General features: G+C 72.3%; 20 protein-coding genes. 10 read left to right on the top strand and 10 right to left on the bottom strand.

Going from position 1 to position 19,779, the window contains the following annotated elements; genetic code table 11:
• Nucleotides 1–41 precede the first annotated feature (41 nt).
• Complete coding sequence (locus tag D7D94_RS09850) at nt 42–935, top strand: alpha/beta fold hydrolase (protein ID WP_156242435.1); 894 nt, start codon at nt 42–44, stop codon at nt 933–935.
• Nucleotides 928–2,325 carry a DUF2254 domain-containing protein gene (locus tag D7D94_RS09855; protein ID WP_173024285.1) on the top strand — a complete coding sequence of 466 codons (1,398 nt, stop codon included), beginning with the start codon at nt 928–930 and terminating at the stop codon, nt 2,323–2,325. Before D7D94_RS09850 ends, D7D94_RS09855 begins: the two co-directional genes overlap by 8 nt.
• Before the next feature lie 7 nt (nt 2,326–2,332).
• Here the strand turns inward: D7D94_RS09855 and D7D94_RS09860 are convergent, their stop codons facing one another.
• Nucleotides 2,333–4,342, bottom strand: a complete 2,010-nt coding sequence (locus D7D94_RS09860) for a PP2C family protein-serine/threonine phosphatase (protein ID WP_156242437.1) — start codon at nt 4,340–4,342, stop codon at nt 2,333–2,335.
• Nucleotides 4,343–4,630: 288 nt separating this feature from the next.
• Between D7D94_RS09860 and D7D94_RS09865 the strand changes: the two genes are divergently transcribed.
• Both D7D94_RS09865 and D7D94_RS09870 read left to right on the top strand, forming a co-directional pair.
• Nucleotides 4,631–5,929, top strand: coding sequence for a cation:proton antiporter (locus D7D94_RS09865; protein WP_156242438.1), 1,299 nt, complete (start codon nt 4,631–4,633; stop codon nt 5,927–5,929).
• An 88-nt stretch (nt 5,930–6,017) separates the two neighbouring features.
• Nucleotides 6,018–6,713, top strand: a complete 696-nt coding sequence (locus D7D94_RS09870; protein WP_156242439.1) for a hypothetical protein — start codon at nt 6,018–6,020, stop codon at nt 6,711–6,713.
• A gap of 2 nt (nt 6,714–6,715) precedes the next feature.
• Here D7D94_RS09870 and D7D94_RS09875 read toward each other — a convergent pair whose 3' ends face one another.
• Entirely contained in the window at nt 6,716–7,474 is a 759-nt protein-coding gene (locus D7D94_RS09875) for an MBL fold metallo-hydrolase (protein WP_156242440.1), read from the bottom strand.
• Between the two features lie 191 nt (nt 7,475–7,665).
• Between D7D94_RS09875 and D7D94_RS09880 the strand changes: the two genes are divergently transcribed.
• Together D7D94_RS09880 and D7D94_RS09885 are read left to right on the top strand one after the other, a co-directional pair.
• Nucleotides 7,666–8,595, top strand: coding sequence for an SDR family NAD(P)-dependent oxidoreductase (locus D7D94_RS09880; RefSeq protein ID WP_173024286.1), 930 nt, complete (start codon nt 7,666–7,668; stop codon nt 8,593–8,595).
• A 77-nt stretch (nt 8,596–8,672) separates the two neighbouring features.
• Nucleotides 8,673–9,107 (top strand): SRPBCC family protein, encoded by a 435-nt coding sequence (locus D7D94_RS09885; RefSeq protein WP_173024287.1) that lies wholly within the window; start codon nt 8,673–8,675, stop codon nt 9,105–9,107.
• Between the two features lie 15 nt (nt 9,108–9,122).
• Here the strand turns inward: D7D94_RS09885 and D7D94_RS09890 are convergent, their stop codons facing one another.
• Both D7D94_RS09890 and D7D94_RS09895 read right to left on the bottom strand, forming a co-directional pair.
• Entirely contained in the window at nt 9,123–9,665 is a 543-nt protein-coding gene (locus tag D7D94_RS09890; RefSeq protein WP_156242443.1) for a DUF488 domain-containing protein, read from the bottom strand.
• A gap of 33 nt (nt 9,666–9,698) precedes the next feature.
• Nucleotides 9,699–10,490, bottom strand: a complete 792-nt coding sequence (locus tag D7D94_RS09895) for a helix-turn-helix transcriptional regulator (protein ID WP_246171763.1) — start codon at nt 10,488–10,490, stop codon at nt 9,699–9,701.
• A gap of 73 nt (nt 10,491–10,563) precedes the next feature.
• Between D7D94_RS09895 and ilvD the strand changes: the two genes are divergently transcribed.
• Nucleotides 10,564–12,420 carry a dihydroxy-acid dehydratase gene (gene ilvD, locus D7D94_RS09900; protein WP_156243411.1) on the top strand — a complete coding sequence of 619 codons (1,857 nt, stop codon included), beginning with the start codon at nt 10,564–10,566 and terminating at the stop codon, nt 12,418–12,420.
• Between the two features lie 16 nt (nt 12,421–12,436).
• Nucleotides 12,437–12,949: a GNAT family N-acetyltransferase gene (locus D7D94_RS09905; RefSeq protein WP_156242444.1), complete on the top strand. Its 513-nt coding sequence runs from the start codon at nt 12,437–12,439 to the stop codon at nt 12,947–12,949.
• A gap of 278 nt (nt 12,950–13,227) precedes the next feature.
• On the opposite strand, the gene D7D94_RS09910 is transcribed toward D7D94_RS09905, so the two are convergent.
• The 5 genes from D7D94_RS09910 to D7D94_RS09930 all read right to left on the bottom strand — a co-directional run bounded on the left by D7D94_RS09910 (nt 13,228) and on the right by D7D94_RS09930 (nt 17,288).
• Nucleotides 13,228–13,398, bottom strand: a complete 171-nt coding sequence (locus D7D94_RS09910; protein ID WP_156242445.1) for a CsbD family protein — start codon at nt 13,396–13,398, stop codon at nt 13,228–13,230.
• Between the two features lie 102 nt (nt 13,399–13,500).
• Nucleotides 13,501–13,815 carry a DUF7882 family protein gene (locus D7D94_RS09915; protein ID WP_156242446.1) on the bottom strand — a complete coding sequence of 105 codons (315 nt, stop codon included), beginning with the start codon at nt 13,813–13,815 and terminating at the stop codon, nt 13,501–13,503.
• A 16-nt stretch (nt 13,816–13,831) separates the two neighbouring features.
• Nucleotides 13,832–14,281, bottom strand: coding sequence for an SRPBCC family protein (locus D7D94_RS09920; protein WP_156242447.1), 450 nt, complete (start codon nt 14,279–14,281; stop codon nt 13,832–13,834).
• A gap of 110 nt (nt 14,282–14,391) precedes the next feature.
• Nucleotides 14,392–16,035: a RecQ family ATP-dependent DNA helicase gene (locus D7D94_RS09925; protein ID WP_156242448.1), complete on the bottom strand. Its 1,644-nt coding sequence runs from the start codon at nt 16,033–16,035 to the stop codon at nt 14,392–14,394.
• On the bottom strand, nt 16,032–17,288 hold the full coding sequence (locus D7D94_RS09930) for a cytochrome P450 (protein ID WP_156242449.1): 1,257 nt from the start codon (nt 17,286–17,288) through the stop codon (nt 16,032–16,034). Before D7D94_RS09930 ends, D7D94_RS09925 begins: the two co-directional genes overlap by 4 nt.
• Nucleotides 17,289–17,486: 198 nt before the next feature.
• Here D7D94_RS09930 and D7D94_RS09935 point away from each other — a divergent pair, with 198 nt between their 5' ends.
• On the top strand, nt 17,487–17,744 hold the full coding sequence (locus D7D94_RS09935; protein ID WP_173024288.1) for a hypothetical protein: 258 nt from the start codon (nt 17,487–17,489) through the stop codon (nt 17,742–17,744).
• A gap of 7 nt (nt 17,745–17,751) precedes the next feature.
• Here D7D94_RS09935 and D7D94_RS09940 read toward each other — a convergent pair whose 3' ends face one another.
• Entirely contained in the window at nt 17,752–18,837 is a 1,086-nt protein-coding gene (locus tag D7D94_RS09940; protein WP_173024289.1) for a carboxylate-amine ligase, read from the bottom strand.
• A 127-nt stretch (nt 18,838–18,964) separates the two neighbouring features.
• Here D7D94_RS09940 and D7D94_RS09945 point away from each other — a divergent pair, with 127 nt between their 5' ends.
• Nucleotides 18,965–19,675, top strand: coding sequence for a cupin domain-containing protein (locus tag D7D94_RS09945; RefSeq protein ID WP_156242452.1), 711 nt, complete (start codon nt 18,965–18,967; stop codon nt 19,673–19,675).
• Nucleotides 19,676–19,779 lie beyond the last annotated feature (104 nt).

The following is a 19,779-nucleotide window of genomic DNA, read 5'->3' on the forward strand; positions in this document are numbered from 1 at the left end:
AAGCCCTTCCCCCCGCCCCCGCCTCCAGGATGAACTGAGGCATGAGCTCCGCACGCCTCGAGACATTCCGTCGCGGCGACCTCGTCTTCGACGTCGCCGACACCGGGCCGGTCGACGGCCCTGTCATCGTCCTCCTGCATGGCTTCCCCGGATCGCGTCGGACCTGGGACGCCGTCACGCCCCTGCTCGAGGAAGGCGGCGCGCGCGTCGTCGCCTTCGACCAGCGCGGCTACTCCCCCGGCGCGCGCCCCCGTCGGCGGCGCGACTACCGCGCGTTCGACGTCGTGGGCGACGTGCTCGCCCTGCTCGACGCGCTCGACGTCGAGCGCGTGCACCTCGTCGGGCACGACTGGGGCGGATTCGTCGCGTGGCGGATGGCCGCGGTCGCGTCCGAGCGCCTGACCGGGATGACCGTGCTGTCGACGCCGCATCCGAAGGCCCTTGTCCGCTCCCTGCGCTCCTCCGCGCAGGCCCTGCGGTCGCTCTACATCGGCTTCTTCCAGCTGCCCGCGATCCCGGAGGCGGTGCTGCGAGGGCGCCTGGCTCGCTTGCTCGTCGCGATGGGCCTGCCGGCGCCCATCGCGGCGGAGTACCAGCGCTTCCTCGCCGGCCCCGGGGCGCTGCGGTCCGCTCTCCACTGGTACCGCGGCATGGCACTTCCCGACCGTCGAGCTCGCCATCGACCCGCCGGGCCGCGCACGCGCGTGCCCACGACGTACGTCTGGGGCAACGACGACCAGGCGCTCGGACGGCGTGCCGCCGAGCTCACCGGGCGGTACGCCGGCCCCCGGTACCGCTTCGTCGAGCTCGATGAGAACCACTGGCTGCCGGAGCGCGCCCCGTCGAGGGTGGCCGCCGAGGTGCTCGCGGACCTCGCCCCCGGCGGTGCTTCCACTGACGAGCGGCTCTCGAAAGAGGAGCACGGCGATGCCTGATGCACACCGCCGCTCCTCGCTGCGCCGCTGGTGGGCCGCGGTCGCAGAGTCGCTGGACTCTCGCCTGTGGCCCGTCCCCGTCGCCGTGGTCGTCGTGGCCGTGGCGCTCGGCATCGCCATCCCTCGAATCGACATCCTCCTCGACTCCCGCCTCCCGAACGAGGTGGACTCCGCGGTCTTCAACGGCGGCGCGGACACCGCGCGCTCGGTCCTGTCATCGATCGCCGGGTCGCTGATCACCGCCACGTCCCTGACCTTCTCCCTGACGGTGGTGGCCCTCCAGCTGGCCAGCAGTCAGGCGTCCCCGCGGGTGCTCCGGCTCTTCGCGCGGGACCGCCAGGTGCACTGGACGCTCGCGGCGTTCCTCGGCACGTTCGCGTATTCCATCGCCGTCCTCCGCGCGGTCCGTTCTGCGACCGAGTCGGACCCGGAGTTCGTACCCCGCATCGCCGTCACCGTCTCCTTCCTGCTGACGCTCGTCAGCGTGGTCATGCTCGTCTTCTTCCTGGCCCATCTCGCGGCCCAGCTGCGGGTCGAGACGATGCTGAAGGACATCCACGCGGATACCGATCGCACGATCGATCTCGTCGACGCGCGCGACTCCGGCGCGACCGCGTTCTCGGGCGCAGTCGAGACGCCGCGCCGCAGACGAGCGGTCGCGGCGGGCACGAGCGGCTTCGTCACCGGCCGCGACCTCGCCCTCCTCACGGACGTCGCCGTCGATCGAGGGATCGTCGTGGCAGAGGCGAAGGCCGTCGGCGACAACGTCGTCGCCGGGATGCCACTCGCGTTCTGGTGGACCGACGGCCGGAACGAGACCGGCGCGGAAGCAGACGCCGAGGCGACCGCCGACGCGCTCCGGCGCGCGTTCACCATCGAATACGAGCGGAACGCCGTCGAAGATGTCGGGTACGGCGTCCAGCAGATCGTCGACATCGCCCTGCGCGCGCTCTCACCCGGCGTGAACGATCCCGTGACGGCGGTCCACGCACTCGGGCACCTCACGGCGGTGACAGCGCGACGCATCGACATGGCGCGGCCCCCTGCGGCGGTCAGCGGCCCCGACGGAAGCCTCCGCGTCCTCACGCTGCCCCGCACGCCGAAGCAGGACGTCGACGCCGCCTTGACACCACTGCGGCACTACGGTGCCGGCGACCCCTTGCTCGTGCCGCGATTCCTGCAGTCGTGCCTCGAACTGTCCACCCTCTGCAGCGAGCCGTCGGTGCACGCAGCGCTCCTCGCTCAGCTCGCCGCGCTCGAGCGGCAGCTGCGGGCGAGCACCGCCGACCCCGCCCAGGTGACCGAGCTGCTCACTCTGTCGGCCCAGACCCGTCGGCAGATGCAGGAAGCGACCTCCGCTGTCGATGGAGGGCATGACGGCTCCTGCTGACCCGCCGTCACGTCTCCCGACGCAGGGCCAGCACCGTGAGGTCGTCGTCGATGTCCCCGGCTTCGGCCATCCGCACCACCGCCGCGACCGCCTCGTCAGCAGAGCGCGCGTCGGCGGCCGCTCGCCACGCCTCGGCGAGGTCGGCAAGAGACCCGCCGAGGGCGTCGAGCACGCCGTCGCTGACCACCACGAGCGTCTCTCCGACCTCGAGGCGGTCGGTCTCGATCTCGCGGGGCTCGTCCGGCGCGATCCCGAGCGGCAGCCCGTTCGCCCTCAGCCGTCGCACCGAGCCGTCCGGCCCCACGACAGCGGCCAAACCGTGGCCTGCGTCGGAGTAGGTGACGGTGCCGGACGGTCCGTGCACGAACGCGTGGAACAGCGTGACGAACGCGCCGGTGTTCTCGAGGTCCCCGGCCATGCTCCGCTCGGTCTCGACGAGCGGTCGCACGATCTCGTCGTCCCGTCCGTGCGCACGCAGCAGCGATCGCGCCGTGGCGGCGAGGATGGCCGCGCCCGCGCCCTTGCCCATGACGTCGGCGAGCGTCAGCACCACGCCGTGGTCGAGGCCATACCAGTCGTAGAAGTCGCCGCCGACCGACCCGGCGGGCACGACGCGCGCCGCCAGGTCGTAGCCGGCCAGGGAGGGCACCTCGGCCGGCAGCAGGCCCGCCTGAACCTGAGCAGCTCGCCGCAGCTCGGCGCGCTCCACGGTGACGTCGCGCATCATCGTGACGACGCCGCCACCCGCGCTCTCCGGCAGGCGCGCGGTGGTGAACGCGACCACCCGCTCGTCGTCGGGCTGCGCGCGGACCACCAGCGCGAGGTCGCGCACGTCCGTGCCGGCCAGCGACAGCGCGAAGGGCAGCTCCTCCGTGTCGAGGCCCGTGCCATCCAGATTGCGGATGCCCTGCAGGTCCGCCCGTCGCCCGGCCCCCGGCTCCTCCTCATCCGAGATCTCCGAGCCCAGCAGCAGGCGGGTGGCCGCGGCGTTCCGCAGCAGGACCTCGCCGTCGCGATCCACGACCCGCACCCCCTCCGCCATGGTGTCGACGATGGTCTCGAGCAGCTTCGCCTGCGCCTCGGCGTCGTCGCGTGATCGGGTGAGAGCCGAGGCCAGATCCGCTCGGTCGTCGCGTTCGAGGGCGAGCGCCAGACCGACCGCGCAGAACAGCACCCCGTACAGCTGAGCGGCCGCGATCTGCGTGGTCGCGTTGCCCGCCTCGAGGAACGGCCCGGCGCCGTGCGCCGTCAGCCCGATCGTGAGCGCGGCGACGAGACAGCCCTGGAGCGCGACGAGCTCTGCCGGCAGGCGACTGCCGCCCCAGCACGCGAGAGTGAGCAGCGGGAAGACGATCGTGAGCTGGCCCGGGGAGAGGAACCAGGCGAGGTGCACCAGCGGGGTCGCCACCAGCAGCGCGATCCACTCGACGGGCCGCGACCGCACCCGCGCGCCGAGCTGATCGAGAAGCGCACGACGGTCGGTCGTGCGCCGCCGCTGCAGGTGCTCGGCGGTGGCGAACACCAGCGGCACGAGGACCACGATGCTGCCCAGATTGCGCGCGAGCCACAGCAGGCAGACGTCCCATCGCCATCCCGGCCCGGCGAGAAGCGACTCGGCTTCGATCAGCGGCACCGACAGCACGGCTCCGGCGAGCGCGGCGAAGAAGAACCACCACAGCTCGCCGCGGTCGAGCACCCGGGCGCCCGAGTGCGAGCGGAGGCCGGGGCGGCGTCTCCGGAGGAGCGCGGCGGGGACCACCGCCTGCACGACCGCGGCCACGGACCCGAAGAGACTGCCGAGCCACGTTCCGCCGGTGGCGACGACGATCGCGCAGGTGATCGCCGCCATGAGCGCGATGTCCACCACGACACCGCGGCGGCCGATTCGCGCGACCATCCACAGCACCGACACGGCGGCGGCCGGCCAGATCAGGCCGAAGTTGCTCTCCGGCAGGACCGTCGCACGCCCCACGGCGACGGCGAACGCGTAGACGAGGGCAGCGCCCAGCGTGGTCACCAGCTCCGGGATCCCCAACCGTCGAGTCCGGGTCGACGCATGCGCCACAGCTCGGCCTCCGTTCGTGGTCGCCCACTGCCCCCGCCCCCGCGGAGGTGCTGCCTCGAGCCTAGAAGAGATCAGCGGCGGCGGCGCTGCGGAACGGCGGAAGCGGACGCTGTCAAGCACCGACGCACACGGTCTCCGGACCGCTACCGTGTGCGAGCGGCATCCGCTGAGACGTCGACGCGACGGACGCGGTCCGACGTCGGCACCGGCCCCGCGCCGACCGCCGTCAGGAAGGGCCTCATGTCGCTGGATCCCGTCGGGCTGCTCTATCTCGCGGCCAGCATCGCGACGCTGGTCGCCGCCCTCCTGCCGCGCCTGCTGGGGCGCGTGCCGGTGTCGATGCCGATCGTGTTCGTCGCGGCCGGCATGGGCGCGTTCGCCCTCTTCCCCGACCTGCCCGACCCGAATCCGCTGCAGCACCCCGACCTCACCCTGCATCTCACCGAGGTCTGCGTGATCGTCTCGCTGATGGGCGCGGGGCTCGCGATCAACCGCCGTTTCAGCTGGCGCACCTGGTCGACGACCTGGCGGCTGCTGGGGATCACCATGCCGCTGTCGATCGCGGCCGTCGCCTTCCTCGGATGGTGGGGGCTGGGCCTCGGCGTCGCCAGCGCCGTCCTCCTGGCGGCGGCGCTCGCCCCCACCGACCCGGTGCTCGCGAGCGAGGTGCAGGTCAGCGAGCCCCTCACCGATGACGAGGGCGGCGACGACGACGAGGCCCGCTTCGCCGTGACATCGGAGGCGGGGCTCAACGACGGCTTGGCCTTTCCGTTCACGTATGCGGCGATCGCGATCAGCCTGGCCGGGGTCGCGCCATCCGGCTGGCTTGGAAAATGGCTGCTGCTCGACGTGCTCTGGCGTCTCAGCGTCGGCGTGCTCGTCGGGCTGGGAGTGGGATGGCTGCTGCGGCGAATGTTCTTCTCCTCCGTCTCGCAGCGGCTCGGCTTCGCCGACCGGGCGGACGGCTTCATCGCCCTCGGCGCGACGTTCCTCGCGTACGGCGCGGCCGAGGTCGCGGAGGGCTACGGGTTCGTCGCCGTCTTCGTGTGCGCGTGCACCATCCGGGCCGGCGAGCGCGCGCACGGTCTCCATGCGGTCCTTCACACCTTCGTGGAGCAGGTCGAGCGCCTGCTCACGGTCGTCGTGCTCATCCTGCTCGGCGGCGCCGTCGCGCGCGGTCTGCTCGAGGCCGTCGCCATCGAGGACGTGCTGTTCGCGATCGTGCTGATCCTGATCATCCGCCCCCTGCTGGGGTGGCTCGGGATGACGCCCGGCAAGACCGGGCCGCGCGAGCGCGGCGCCATCGCCTTCTTCGGGGTGCGCGGCGTCGGGTCGCTCTTCTACATCGCCTACGCGCTCGAGCACGGCGACTTCCCGGGGGCCGAGCGGCTGTGGGCTGTCGCCTCCCTCGTCGTCCTCGGCTCGGTGCTCGTCCACGGGGTGGCGGCCACCCCGGCGATGGCACTGCTGGATCGCGCGCGACGCCGGCGGGCGAAGCAGCGCGGCGAGCAGACCGGCGAGGTGGACATCCCCGTCTGAGCGACGGCAGGGCTCCGCCGCCTCTGGCCTTCGGCCCGGGGGCTGTCAAGGCCTTCGGCCCGGGTCGCGGTGCTGATCGGATGGGTCCATGCCTCCTCTCGCCTCGGCCGCAGGTTCGCTCCTCGCGCAGTTCTTCGTGGCGCTGACCCGCGTGCGGCACCCGCGCCCCATCCATCCGCACGGCGTCGCTCTCGCGGGCGAGATGCGCTGGCTCGGCGCGAGCGCATCGGGCATCTCGTGGATCGACGAGCCGCCCGCCGGCGCGGTCGCCGTGCGCGCACGCCTCTCGCGCTCGATCGGGGTGCCGGCACCCCTGCCCGACGTCATCGGCCTCGCGCTGCGAGCCGAGGGGTCGGCGGGCCCGGTGGATATCGCCTTCGCGTCCACCGGCCGGGCGCGGTTCTCCCGCTTCGCCCTCCTCCCGCGCCTCTCGCCCTCCGCCGCGTGGTCGAGCACGATCCTCCCGTACCGAGGCAGCCACGGACCGGTCCTGCTCGCGGTGCGCCCGCTCGGTCCCGACGATCTGCCGTCCGACCCGGAGGACATCGCCCGGAGGCTGCGGACGACCCCCTGGCGTCTGCGGGTCTACGCGGCGCGACCGAGGGGGCGGTGGCATCCGTTCGCCGACCTCACGCTGCGCGCCGAGGAGGGCACGCTCGACACCGGCCGGCGCATCGACGTCGGGCGTCACACGCCGCCGGGAGCGACCATCGCGCCGTGGATCTCCGCCCTGCGCGACCCGTCCTACCGCTCCGTGCAGGGGCGCTCCGGCGCCCGCGGCTGACCTCAGCGGGCTCCGCCCGCGCGGGCGGCGGCGACGGCTGCCCGCACCCCGCCCGTCCACGGCTCGCCGTGGCCCGGCAGCATGATGCCCGCCTCGGTCTCCGCCAGCGCGTCGAGCGATGACAGGGCCGTGCGGCTGTCGGCCGTCGCGGCGTTCGCGACGACATGAGGGCCGGTCTCGCCGGTGTACGGGTCGAGCGTCACGATCGCGTCGCCGGAGAACAGCACGCCGAGCTCGTCGAAGAGCAGCGCGCAGTGGCCGTCGGTGTGGCCCGGCGTCCAGAGGGGAACGGGTGCGCCGGGCGCGTCCAGCGACTTCCCGTGCACGAACGACCCGTCGGCGTCCACGCCCTTCACGTTCAGCGCGCCGTTGCGCACCATGCTCGCGAGCACGGGCAGCGCCTGCGGGTAGCGCACGAGATATGGGGGTCGGGCGGCCTCGTGACGGTACCGATACGGATGGCGGGCGAGCCGGCCATCCCGCGGGTGGACCTTCACCGGCACCCGGTGCTGATCGTGCAGCCGGCGCGCCATGCCGACGTGGTCGAAATGCGCGTGCGTGAGGAGGAGCGCATCGATGTCACCGACCCGCGCGCCGAGGTGCTCCAGCAGCTGCTGGAGCGGCCCCCACGTGCGCGGCAGACCCGCATCGACGAGGGTCATCCCCTCCGGACGGACGACGAGATAGCAGTTGACCTCCGCCACGTTCAGGCGGAAGACGCCGTCGGCCGGTTCGCTCCACGGAGGTGTGCTCGTGCTCATGACAGCACCCTGCGGCACCGATCGCGCAGGTTACAGAGGCTTGCCGCCGCGTGCTCGCGGTGTTAGGCGGCATGGTGCCACGCGCCCGGCGATATCGGAACCCCCTGCCCTCGCGGCGGACGAGCGCCTTTCATATGCAGAAGACGCCACCTTCAGGAGGAGCGAATGCCGAGATCAGAATCGAGCGGGGAGTGAAGCGCGCCCTCGGCTCCGACACCGTGGTCGTGATCCTCGGCGCCTCGAGCGGCATCGGCCGCGCGGCCGCGCGCCGGTTCGCGAAGCGGCGCACGCGGCTCGTGCTGTGCGCGCGGTCGACGGAGAGCCTCGCCGCGGTCGCGGAGGAGTGCCGGAAGCGCGGCGCGAGCGACGTCCTCCCCATCGCGCTCGACATCACGGAGTCGGACGCGGTCAGCGAGATGCTCGCGACAGTCGAGGCCCGCTACGGGCGGATCGACGTGTGGGTGGGGTCGAGCTCCGTCTACAGCTTCGGCCCGTACGAGACCCTGCCGCCCGAAGTGGTCCGACGCGTGATCGAGGTCAACCTCATCGGCCAGATGCAGGCGGCCCAGGCGGCCATCCCGCTGCTCGAGCGCGGGCGGGGCGTACTGATCCTCATCGGCTCGGTGCTGTCGGAGCTCGCCGCGCCCTACATCGCCCCGTACGTCGCCAGCAAGCACGGCATCGCCGGCTTCGCCAAGGTCCTGCGTCTCGAGCTGCGCGGTCGCGTCGACGTGTCGCTGGTCCTGCCCGCCACCGTCGATACCCCGATCTACCAGCACGCGGCGAGCAGCACCGGCCGGAGGCAGCGCGCACTGCCGCCGGCCATCTCGCCGGCGCGGGTGGCGCGGGCCATCGTCAAGACCGCGCGGCGCCCGCGTCGACGGATGGTCGTGGGCCGCGCTCAGGGAGCGGCCCTATATCTCCGCCCCTTCAGCCCCGCGCTCGTCGACGGGTTCATGTCGGCGTACATGCGCGTCGTCGGCGTGCGCACGCGCTCGGCCGCCCCCACCGACGGCAATCTCTTCCGGCCGGAGCCCGGCGTCAATGCGGTCGACGGCGGATGGCGCTGGTGGCGCACCGGGGAGGCGAAGCAGAAGGAGCGCTCTCGTCAACCCCATTAAGGCGCGGGGCGAGCAGTGCATACCGTCGAGAGACGACACACCGAGAGAACGCATTCGACGAGATTCCGAGGCAGATCATGGCGACAGTGCTGACAGGACAGATCGACGTGGCCGCCCCTCCGGGGCAGGTCTACGAGTGCTGGACGGACGTGGCGTCCTTCCCGGACGTCCTCGAGATGGTCCAGTCCGTCCGCGTCGTGGATGAGGTGCGGTCGTTCTGGCAGGTGCGGATCGGACGCAGCGTGCAGGACTTCTACGCCGACATCGTGGATGCCGTGCCGGGCCGGCGCGTCGGCTGGCAGAGCACCGACGGCATCCTGCACTCCGGGCACGTCGAGATCGAGGAGCAGGGCGACAGCACGCACGTGACGCTCCGCGCGGTGTGGGATCAGCAGGACCCCTTCGCCGGCATCGGCCTCCCGGTCGCCATCGACCAGGACATCGCGCAGCGCGATCTCCAGCGCTTCAAGCGGATGGTCGAGGCCCGCGCCCGCAGCGACATCTCGCGCTGAGACTCGGGCAGCGGGTCAGGACGCCGGTTCCTCCTCCGGCGGATACCAGACCCGCTGCCCCTCCACGCGCGCGAACGACGTCAGCGTGTGGGGCCGATTCGACGTGCGGCTCATTATGTCGAGCACCTCGACGCCGCGCACCACGAGCGCGTCGCCGATGAGGGAGCGATGGCAGCGCCACGGCACCGCCTCCGCGCACATGATCGCCACGCGCCGCTCCTCCGCGAGCCCGATGAGCTCGTCCACGCCGCCGGCGAATGCCTCCGTCTGCATGTAGTCGGCGTAGCTCTGGAAGCTGTGGTTGCGCCACGCCCCGTTGACGGTGGGCTCGCCCACGCGCGTGTACCGCCGTCCGCCGAGATCCTCGAGGAGGCGATACCCGATGCCCGCGGCCTCCAGGGAGCGGGGCAGCTCGTCACGCCCGAACTGCGGGTTGCGGCGCGATCCCACCACCGAGCGCACGTCGCCGATGAGCTCGACGCCGTTGACCTCGAGCATCTCGAGGAACTCCTCCAGCGGATGGTTGGAGTGCCCGACCGTCAGCACCTGCGTCGTCATGGATCCTCCCTGCCGCCACGCTAGCAACCCGCGTCAGTCGGCGGCCGGCACGTACATCACGACGTGCAGGTCGACGGCGTCGGATGGCACGAGACGGTGATGATCGAAGGCGAGGAGACCCTCCTCGCGATGCCGGAACATCCGCCGCCGCGAGGCGAAGCGCGACACCTCCAGCTCCGACCACTGCTCGCGGAAGTCGAGGCTGGAGGCGAGGAGCCGGTCGACGAGCGCGCGATGTCGCGGTGCGCCGAGACGCACGCCCGCCTCCGCGCGGAACTCCGCCAGGAACCGACGGCTGTCGCGCGCCCAGTCCGGCAGCATCTCGCGGAGCTCCGGGTCGGTGTAGATGAGCCAGAGGAGGTTGCGGTCGGCGACGTCGAGCGTGGCGATGCGCGGATACAGCCAGGCGTACCGCGGGTTCCAGCCGGCGATCGCCCAGTCGGTGGCGACGACGAACGCCGGGAAGTCGAGCGCGTCGACCAGCCGCTGCAGATGCACCGGCACGCTGTCGCGGTCGGGGGCGGATGGCCCCGCCTCCTGCTCCGCGAGGGCGAGCACGTACTCGGTCTCGTCGGCCGTGAGCGCGAGCACACGCGAGACCGCGACGAGCACCTGCCGAGAGACGTTGATGTCGCGCCCCTGCTCGAGCCACGTGTACCAGGAGCCGCTCACCCCGGCGAGCGTCGCGACCTCCTCGCGGCTGAGTCCGGTGTCGCTGCGCCGCGCGGACAGCGGGAGGCCGAGCGCGGTCCGGCTCGCCGATCGCCGCCGCGCCCCGAGGAACTCTCCGAGCTGCTCGCGGCGAGGAGTGCGAGGGCGGATCACTCCCCGATGGTACTCGCAGTACCAGTACCGGCCGTGACTCCCCATGATCCGAGGAAGGTGCGTGACTGAGACCATGCCCGCACTCCGCTCCCGCACGATCACCCACGGCCGCAACATGGCCGGCGCCCGCGCACTGCTGCGCGCCGCCGGCGTTCCCGGAGCGGACATCGGGCGGAAGCCCATCATCGCCGTCGCCAACTCGTTCACCGAGTTCGTCCCCGGGCACACGCACCTCGCCCCCGTCGGCCGCATCGTCTCCGAGGCCATCACCGCCGCAGGCGGCGTGCCCCGCGAGTTCAACACCATCGCCGTCGACGACGGCATCGCCATGGGCCACGGCGGCATGCTCTACTCGCTGCCCTCGCGCGACCTCATCGCCGACTCCGTCGAGTACATGGTGAACGCGCACTGCGCCGACGCGCTCGTGTGCATCTCGAACTGCGACAAGATCACCCCCGGCATGCTCCTCGCCGCGCTGCGCCTCAACATCCCGACCGTCTTCGTCTCCGGCGGCCCGATGGAGTCGGGACGCGCGACGCTCGTCGACGGCACCGTGCGCACCCTCGACCTCGTCGACGCGATCTCGGAGGCGGTCAACGAGAACGTCTCCGACGCCGACATCCAGCGCATCGAGGAGGCGGCGTGCCCGACGTGCGGCTCGTGCTCCGGCATGTTCACCGCCAACTCGATGAACTGCCTCACCGAGGCCATCGGCCTCTCGCTCCCCGGCAACGGCTCGGTGCTCGCCACCCACACCGCCCGCCGCGCGCTGTACGAGAAGGCGGGCTCGCTCGTCGTCGACATCACACGCCGCTACTACGACGAGGACGACGCCTCGGTGCTCCCCCTCAACATCGCGACGCCGGCCGCCTTCGGCAACGCCATGGCGCTCGACATCGCGATGGGCGGCTCGACGAACACGATCCTCCACCTCCTCGCCGCCGCGCACGAGGCGGGCGTCGCCTTCGGCCTCGACGAGATCGACGAGGTCTCCCGTCGTGTGCCGTGCCTGGCGAAGGTCGCCCCGAACGTCGCGGACGGCCGCACCTACTACATGGAGGATGTGCACCGCGCGGGCGGCATCCCCGCCCTCCTCGGCGAGCTCCGCCGCGGCGGTCTGCTCGACGAGAACGTGCACACCGTCCACGCGCAGACGCTCGGCGCCTGGCTCGACGAGTGGGATGTCCGCGGCGGCTCCGCGAGCGACGAGGCGCGCGAGCTGTGGCACGCGGCGCCGGGCGGTCGGCGCTCGTCGACCGCGTTCTCGCAGTCGGAGCGCTGGCGGGAGCTCGACGTCGATGCGGCCGGCGGCTGCATCCGCGACGTCGAGCACGCGTACTCGAAGGATGGCGGCCTGGCGGTGCTGCGCGGCAACATCGCCGTGGACGGCGCGGTCGTGAAGACCGCCGGCGTCGACCCCTCGATCTGGACCTTCACCGGCCCGGCGGTCGTCTGCGAGTCGCAGGATGAGGCCGTGCAGAAGATCCTCGCGAAGGAGGTCGCGGAGGGCGACGTCGTCGTCATCCGCTACGAGGGCCCCAAGGGCGGCCCCGGCATGCAGGAGATGCTCTACCCCACGTCGTTCCTCAAGGGACGCGGCCTCGGCAAGAAGTGCGCGCTCATCACCGACGGCCGCTTCTCGGGCGGCACGTCGGGCCTGTCCATCGGACACGTCTCGCCCGAGGCGGCGGCCGGCGGGCTCATCGCGCTCGTGGAGGACGGCGACATCGTCTCGATCGACATCCCGACGCGCGCGATCTCGCTCGACGTGCCCGACGCGGAGCTCGAGCGGCGCCGCGCCGAGCTCGAGGCGAACGGCGGCTACCGTCCGAAGGACCGCGTGCGTCCGGTCTCGGCCGCCCTCCGCGCCTACGCCGCGTTCGCCCAGTCGGCGGACAAGGGCGCGGTGCGGGTCGTTCCGGAGATCTGAGAGAGAGGATGGTCGGGTGCTGCGCCCCGCCCTCATCGCCGATGCCCCGGCCATCCTCGACCTGCGCGATGCGCTCGCCGACTGGCATGCCTCGCGCGGCATCGGGCAGTGGCGCCGCGGTCAGATCCCGCTGCGCGAGATCGAGGCGCAGATCGCGGATGGCCAGTGGCACGTCCTCGACGGAGCCGCGGGCGTCGATGCGGCCTGCCGCGTGCTCGACGAGGATCCGACCTTCTGGGAGGACTCCGAGACCGCCGACGCCGGGTACATCCACGGTTTGATGGTGGCGCGATCGCGCTCCGGCGAAGGCCTGGGGGCGCGCGTGCTGGACTTCGCCGAGAGCCTCATCGCCGGTCGCGGCTGGTCGTCGTCTCGGCTGGATTGCATGGCGGCCAACCCCGGCCTCCGCACGTACTACGAGGGCCGGGGCTACGCCCTGCGCGGCGTCCGGGCGTTCCCGCCGGACTCGGGCCGCTATCCCGCCGCGCTCTTCGAGAAGAGCCTCGACGCGGACCAGCGATCGCGGTGAATCAGGTCACCGCCCCTTGCGACGGTAGTATCCGTCGGTGAGGGGCGGGAAGTGCGGGATCGGCACGGGCCTCTGAGAGGGGTGCCGTCCCGCCGCAGACGTTGCGCCCTGGGGCGAGCTGCGTCTGTGCGGGTCCGCGTTCGGCAGTGGTTCGATCATGATCCTGCGTCCTCGTCCATCGTCCGTGGATCGTCTTCGATCACGTGATGTCGCACCTGCCCGGCACGACGGCAGCGGGGGCCGCGCACGTGGTGCGCTGCCCCCGCTGAGGATGCCGTTTACTTGAAGGCGTCCTTGACGTTCTCGCCGGCCTTCTTGAACTGGGCGCCAGCCTGGTCGCCTTCGCCCTCGGCCTCGAGCTTCTCGTTGTCGGTCGCGTGCCCGGCAGCTTCCTTCGCCTTGCCCGCGAGGTCCTGACCTGCGTTCTCGATCTTGTCACCGAGTCCCATATGGGCCCCCTCTCGTCGTCCTGCGGTCGAGATCCCATATCACCACGCGCGGGGCGCGAAGGGAACGGGGTTGACAGCGTCTGAGCGAAGAGGCAGGACGGGTCAGGGCAGCTCGCCCGCGATGTGCTCCTCGACGAGGGTCACGCCGCCCAGCACGTTCGCGGAGACGGCGAGCTCTTCCAGCCAGGCGCGATTGAGCTCGGGCGCGACGGGCTCGTCGAATTCGAACCGCAGCGGCACCGCCGGATGGACCCAGATCGTGCTGCGCCCTGCGGGCTCGCCCTCGGGATGGCGCCATGACACGGCGAACCCCTCGTGGCGACGCAGCTTCGTGACGATCACGACCTTCAGATGCGCGAGGGTGCGGTCGTCGATGTGAATCGGAGCCGCTTCGGAGCCGTAGTACAGAACACCCACGGATCGACCCTACCCCTCAGGAGGCGAGGGACCGGTCCTCCACCGCGTCGCCGCCGGTCGCGAGGGCGTCCGCCTCCAGCCCGCTCTTGAAGCCCTCGAGCGCGCGCTGCAGATGCGCGTCGGCCATCTCGCTGCCGTCGGCGACCCCCTCGATGTCCCACGCCATGCGCAGCGTCACCCACGTGCCCGCGCCCTCGGGCGCGAGCTCCACGCGTCCGTTGTGCACGACGCCGTCGGTGCTCTGCCACACCAGCCGATCCGGCGCGACCTGCTCGACGACATCCACGTAGATGTCGTCGACGAAGCCGCCCACGGAGATCGTCCAGCGCGAGCGCACGTCGTCGATGCGCCGGACCGCGGTCACCGTGTCGATGAATCGCGGAAACGCCTCGACCTGCGCCCACTGCCGGTAGGTCTCGTCGATCGGCGCGGCGACATGGATCCGCGCCATCAGGGTCCTGGTCATGATCCCTCCCCAGGGTGCATCGGGCGTCGGGTCGCCCTCGGTGTCCAGATCCTAGACCCGGCTCCGACGTCGGCGCACGCGTTCTCGGCAGATGGACGAGCGCTCCATGGTCAGCCGACGTGCTCGACGAGTCCCTCGTCCTCGACGAGCTCGAGTGCGAGCACCCGGTAGCCGGCGCTCTCGAAGAAGACCGTCATGCGGTCGTCCTCGACGTCCATCACGGTGCCGTCGCCCCACTCGCGATGACGCACCCGATCGTCCACGCGGTAGCCGCTCTCCTGCCCCGACGCCTCGACGTCCGGCGTCTCGGCCGCATGGCCCTCCAGGCACGTGTCGCAGTTGCCGCAGGGGTCGGCGAGCTCCTGCCCGAAGTACCCCAGCAGCACCTGGCGACGGCACCTCCGCGTCTCGGCGTAACCGCGCAGCATCTCGATGCGCGACTGCTCGACGCGCTGCCTGTCCTCGACGTGCGCGAACGCCGCCGCCACCGCCTCCGCATCGTCGACGTGGGCCCGCAGGGAAGCGCCGCGCCGGTTCAAGCGCACCGATCCCGTGTCCGACAGCAGCGCGAGAAGCGCGACCGTGCGGCGCAGCGGGATCCCCGCGGCGTCGGCCACCGCCTGCCGCGCGTGGTGCCCGTCGCGCAGCGCGCCGAGCACGGCGCGGATGTCGTCGGCGTCGGTTCCGCGCGAGGCGAAGAAGCGGCGGATCCCCAGATCCTCCGGCCGATAGTGCAGGGTGGCGCGGGCGGAGCCGCCGTCGCGACCGGCTCGGCCGAGCTCCTGGTAGTACGCGTCGATCGACTCGGGCGCGTCCGCGTGCACGACGAAGCGCACGTCCTCCTTGTCGATGCCCATGCCGAACGCCGACGTCGCCACGACCACGTCGAGGTCGCCGTCGCGGAACTCCTCGTGCACGCGATTGCGCTCGCCCACGCGCAGACCCGCGTGGTACGCGGCCGCGCGCAGTCCGCGCTCCGCGAGCTCCGCCGCGTAGCGCTCGGTGTCGCGCCGCGTGGAGGTGTAGATGAGACCGGGGCCGGGAAGCCCCACCACCTCCTCGACCACCGCGTGCCGCTTGCCGGCGTCGTCGACGTGGCGACGGACATCCAGCGCGATGTTGACGCGGTCCATGTCGCCCACGAGCACCAGCGGATCGCGCATGCCGAGGCGCTGCATGATCTCCTCGCGCACGGGCGTGGACGCGGTGGCGGTCAGCGCGACGACGGGCGGGCGGCCGAGGCGCTCGGCGAGCGACCCGATGAGGAGGTAGTCCGGGCGGAAGTCGTGCCCCCAGGAGGTGATGCAGTGCGCCTCGTCGATGACGAGCAGCGAGATCTCGCGCTTCGCCAGCGCGCTGATCACGTCCTCCTTCGCGAGCTGCTCGGGGGCGAGGAGCACGTACTCCGCCTCGCCCTCCTCCAGCTGCCGCCATGCCTCGCGGCGAGCGCGGGCACCGCGTGCGGAGTTCAACGCCACGGCATGCGGAGCCGCCGGAGCGTCATCGAGGCCGATGAGCTGATCCTCCTGCAGGGCGATGAGGGGCGAGACCACCACCGTGATGCCGGGGAGAAGCGCTCCGGTCACCTGGTACACCGCCGACTTGCCGAAGCCCGTCGCCCACACGGCCAGGACATCGCGCCCCTGCGATGCCGCGTCGATTGCCTCGATCTGCTCCGGACGCAGCTGCTCGAGGCCGAAGCGCTCGCGCGCGGTCTCCTCGATCTCCGCGGTGCGCGGCACGGCCGGGCTCATGCGAAGATCACCGCCATCCCGCTCTCGGGCTGGGCAGGGATCCGCCGGAGACTGATCCGCAGGTCCTGGATCGGCACCTCGTAGGGGCGCCCGCTCACGAGCAGCGACAGCGCAGCGGCGACGAGATCCGACGTGGCGAGCTCGCCGGGGCAGCGGTGCGCGCCGAGCCCCTCCCCCGCTCCCTGCGCCACGATGGCCTTCGGCGAGGCGTCGGCGAACCGGAACGGATCGAAGGCGTCGGGCTGCCGCCACAGATGCGGCGAGTGGTCCGTGCCGTAGAGGTCCAGCAGCATCCACTGTCCGGCCGGAAAATCCACGCCGTGCAGGCGGAACGGATCGGTGGCCACGCCGCCGATCACAGGGAAGAACGGGTAGAACCGGCGCACCTCGTCGGCCATCCAGCGCGTGCTCGATTCTGCTCCCTCGCCTATACGCGCCTTCCAGTCGGGATGGTGGTGCAGCGCGTGCGCGGCGAAGGCGACGAAGCGGGCGACGGCGACGACCGGGCGCAGCAGATTCAGCAGCTCCACGGCGGCCACGGCGGTGTCCAGCCGGCGGCCATCCTCTTCGTGGTGCGCGAGCCGCCCCACGATCGTGACGTTCTCGCCGTGGGCCCTCGCGTCGTCGATCAGTCCGCCCGCCCAGTCCTCCATCCGCCGCCGCCGGGTGCGTGCGGCCCAGTTCACCGGGCCGACGCTCGCGGCGTGGTCGATCATCGAGCGGAGGTCCGCGGCGATCTCCTTCTCCTCGTCGGCGGGGAGCGCGAGACCCACCCAGCGCAGTGCGGCGCGGGCGAGTGCCACGCTGGCGAGATCGAGGAGCTTCACCCGCACCCCGCGGGACTTCTCCACCTCGGCCTCCCATTCGGAGCGGAAGAGGGAGACGAGCGTCCCGCGCCCGCCCTCGGCGAACTCCGTCATCAGGGCGCGCCGCTCGCGATGCCGCTCGCCCTCGAGCGCCTGGACGCTCCCCTCGTCCTGGAGGAGGTGCATCGTCGAGCGGGGAATGGCGCCGCTGCGGCGGAAGCCGCCCGCGCCGAAGACGTGCGCGGCCTCCGCTCCGCGCGCGACGACGACGGAGCGCCCCATCAGGCGCGTACGGAACGCGTCCGCGCCGACGTCGCGGTAGCCGCGGATGCCGAAGGCGTAGCCGTCGCGCACGAACCGCAGGGTGGCGTCTGCGGCGAGGGTCGGGACGCCTGCCTCTGCCGGGCGGTCGGACGGTCGCGGAGCAGCGGAGGCAGAGGCGGTCATGTGTCGAGGAAACCAGGACGCGGTGGCGCCCGCACGGGCTTGACAGCGGATCGCGCGCGGCGCATCGTGGGGTCACCTGGCGACGGCACACCGTCCACAGGGGTGTCAAGCCCGCTCCCCGCACGCGAGAGGCGGGTCGACACTGTCTCTCACGCTTCGCACGCGTTCGACGTCGTCGTCGAGATCGGAGGCACGAACATGAGTCTGTTGGCCGAACCTGCCCGCGATGGAGCTTCGAGCGGAGGTCGCACCGAGCCGCCCGGCCGCGTGCTGGGGGCGAAGGTCATCCCCGTCACGCTGACCCGCTATCAGGTGGCCGTCGGCGACGAGGTGCGGGGGTACCTCTGCTGCGCGGGTGAGGGCTGGGAGTGCTACGCAGGCCGATCCTTCGCGACCGCGGAGCCGATCGGGGTGCGCAAGACGCTGCGCGACGCCGTGCGCGCAGTGGTCGGCTAGCCGCTCGTCAGTCGTCGACCGCGCCGGCGCCGAGCGCGGCGCCGGCGAGCGAGCCCGAGAGCTCGCGGCGGGCGCGCTGCCGTTCGGCTCCCGTGCCGCGCACCAGGATCTCGCGCACGCCGATCTCCGCCGTGTCGGTGTCGCCGTTCGCGGCGAGCGCCGGCCGGACATGCGCGAGCAGCGCCTCGACGACCTCGGCGGCCGGAGCCGCACGACCGGTCCCCGGGTCGACGAGGTCTCCGCGCACACCCCAACGCGCGGCCATCCACGACGCCAGTCGGATGGCCTGGGCCGGCAGCGGGTTCGGCTCGTCGCCGCGCCGCCACTCGTCGACCGCGGTGTCGACGAGCCCGCGGATCAGGACGGCGAGCGTGATGGTGTCCTCGGGGTCGAGGCAGACATCGGCCACCCGCACCTCCACGGTGGGGTGCCGACGGGAGAGCCGGGCGTCGAAGTAGATCTGGCCGTCGTCGAGGATGCCGCCGGTCGCGAGGAGCGACTGCACGAGCTGCTCGTACCGCTCCGGAGTGCCGACGAGCTCGAGGGGCCCCGCGGTCGGCCAGAGGTGCCACACCACGTGCCGATAGCTGGCGAAGCCGGTGTCGGAGCCGTCGCGGAAGGGCGAGTTCGCGCTCAGGGCGAGGATGACGGGAAGCCAGACGCGGATGCGGTCGAGCACCGCGACGCCCTCCGCGGCGTCGTCGATCGCGACGTGCACGTGCAGGCCGCACTCGAGGGTCCCCTGCGCCATCCCGCGGAAGCGCTCGCGCACCGCCGCGTACCGCGGCCCCTCGCTCAGGTGCGTGCGCTGCGGGACGGGCGACGTCGCCAGGGCGAGCGCGCGACCGTCGAGCTCGCGGGCGAGGCCATCCGCCGTCTCGCGCCCGGCACGGACGGCGCGGCGCAGCTCGTCGGCGGTGCGGCAGGGCTCGACGACGACCTCGACCATCTCCTGCGCGACCTCGGAGGTCATCGCGAACCCGCGCAGCTCGTGCTCGCCGGACCGCTCCAGGATCTCCGGCGCGAGCGGCCGCGGCCGCCCCGTGGTCGCGTCGACGAGCAGCAGCTCTTCCTCCACACCGAACGTCCTCATGCTCCGAGTATCGGTGCGCGCGGATGCCGGATGCACGCGCTTGCCAGGGACGAGCCGCATCGGGTAACGCGGATGCGGCTCGTCCAAGATGGGATGCTTCTCGAGACCCACACCTCAGGAGGAGCGCATGCCCCGATCCAGCTTCCCCGGCGGGACCTCCGTCAGCCTGCTCGACATCTACGCGGATGCGGCCCCGGACGGCGTCTGCGGCGGCAGCCCGCATATGCACCTCGTCTCCACCGAGGCGTACATCGTCGTGGCGGGGCGGGGCGCGCTCCAGACCATCGACGCGTCGGGCTTCCAGGAGACTCCGCTGACGGAGGGCGTCGTGGTCTGGTTCACGCCCGGCACCATCCACCGCGCCGTGAACCACGGCGGCCTCCGCGTGGCGGTGCTCATGAGCAACGCCGGACTGCCGGAGGCGGGCGACGCGGTCCTCACCTTCCCCGCCGACGTCCTCGCCGACCCCGAAGCGTATGCGCGGGCGGCGGACCTCGGCGCCCCCGAGGGGCGGGGCGAGCGCGCAGCCCGACGCCGCGACCTGGCGGCGGCCGGCTTCGCCGACCTGCGGATGGCCGTGGAAGCGGGAGACGGATCCGCACTGGCGGCCTTCCATGAGCAGGCGGGCCGACTGGTGCGGGAGCGGTCGAAGGGGTGGGGCGAGCTCGTCGCCGAGGGTCCGCTCGCCCTGGCGCAGCAGAGCCTCGATCTCGTCCGCGCCGTCGAGGACGGCGACGCCCGCCATCTGTCGGAGGCGCGGGTGCGATCCGCATCGACGCCCGCCGAGCCCGGCTACGGCATGTGCGGGCGGTTGCGCCCGTTCGACGTCTCCGACTGAGCCCGCTCTCGGGGGCCCGGGCGCTCCCCGTGAGAGAATCGAGGGTTGCCGCACCCGCGGCGAGCGCCCGGGACCGGGCGCGGCGAGAGGATCGGAGCGGCCGA

Origin of the sequence: Microbacterium oryzae, assembly GCF_009735645.1 — a bacterium.
Classification (GTDB): domain Bacteria; phylum Actinomycetota; class Actinomycetes; order Actinomycetales; family Microbacteriaceae; genus Microbacterium; species Microbacterium oryzae.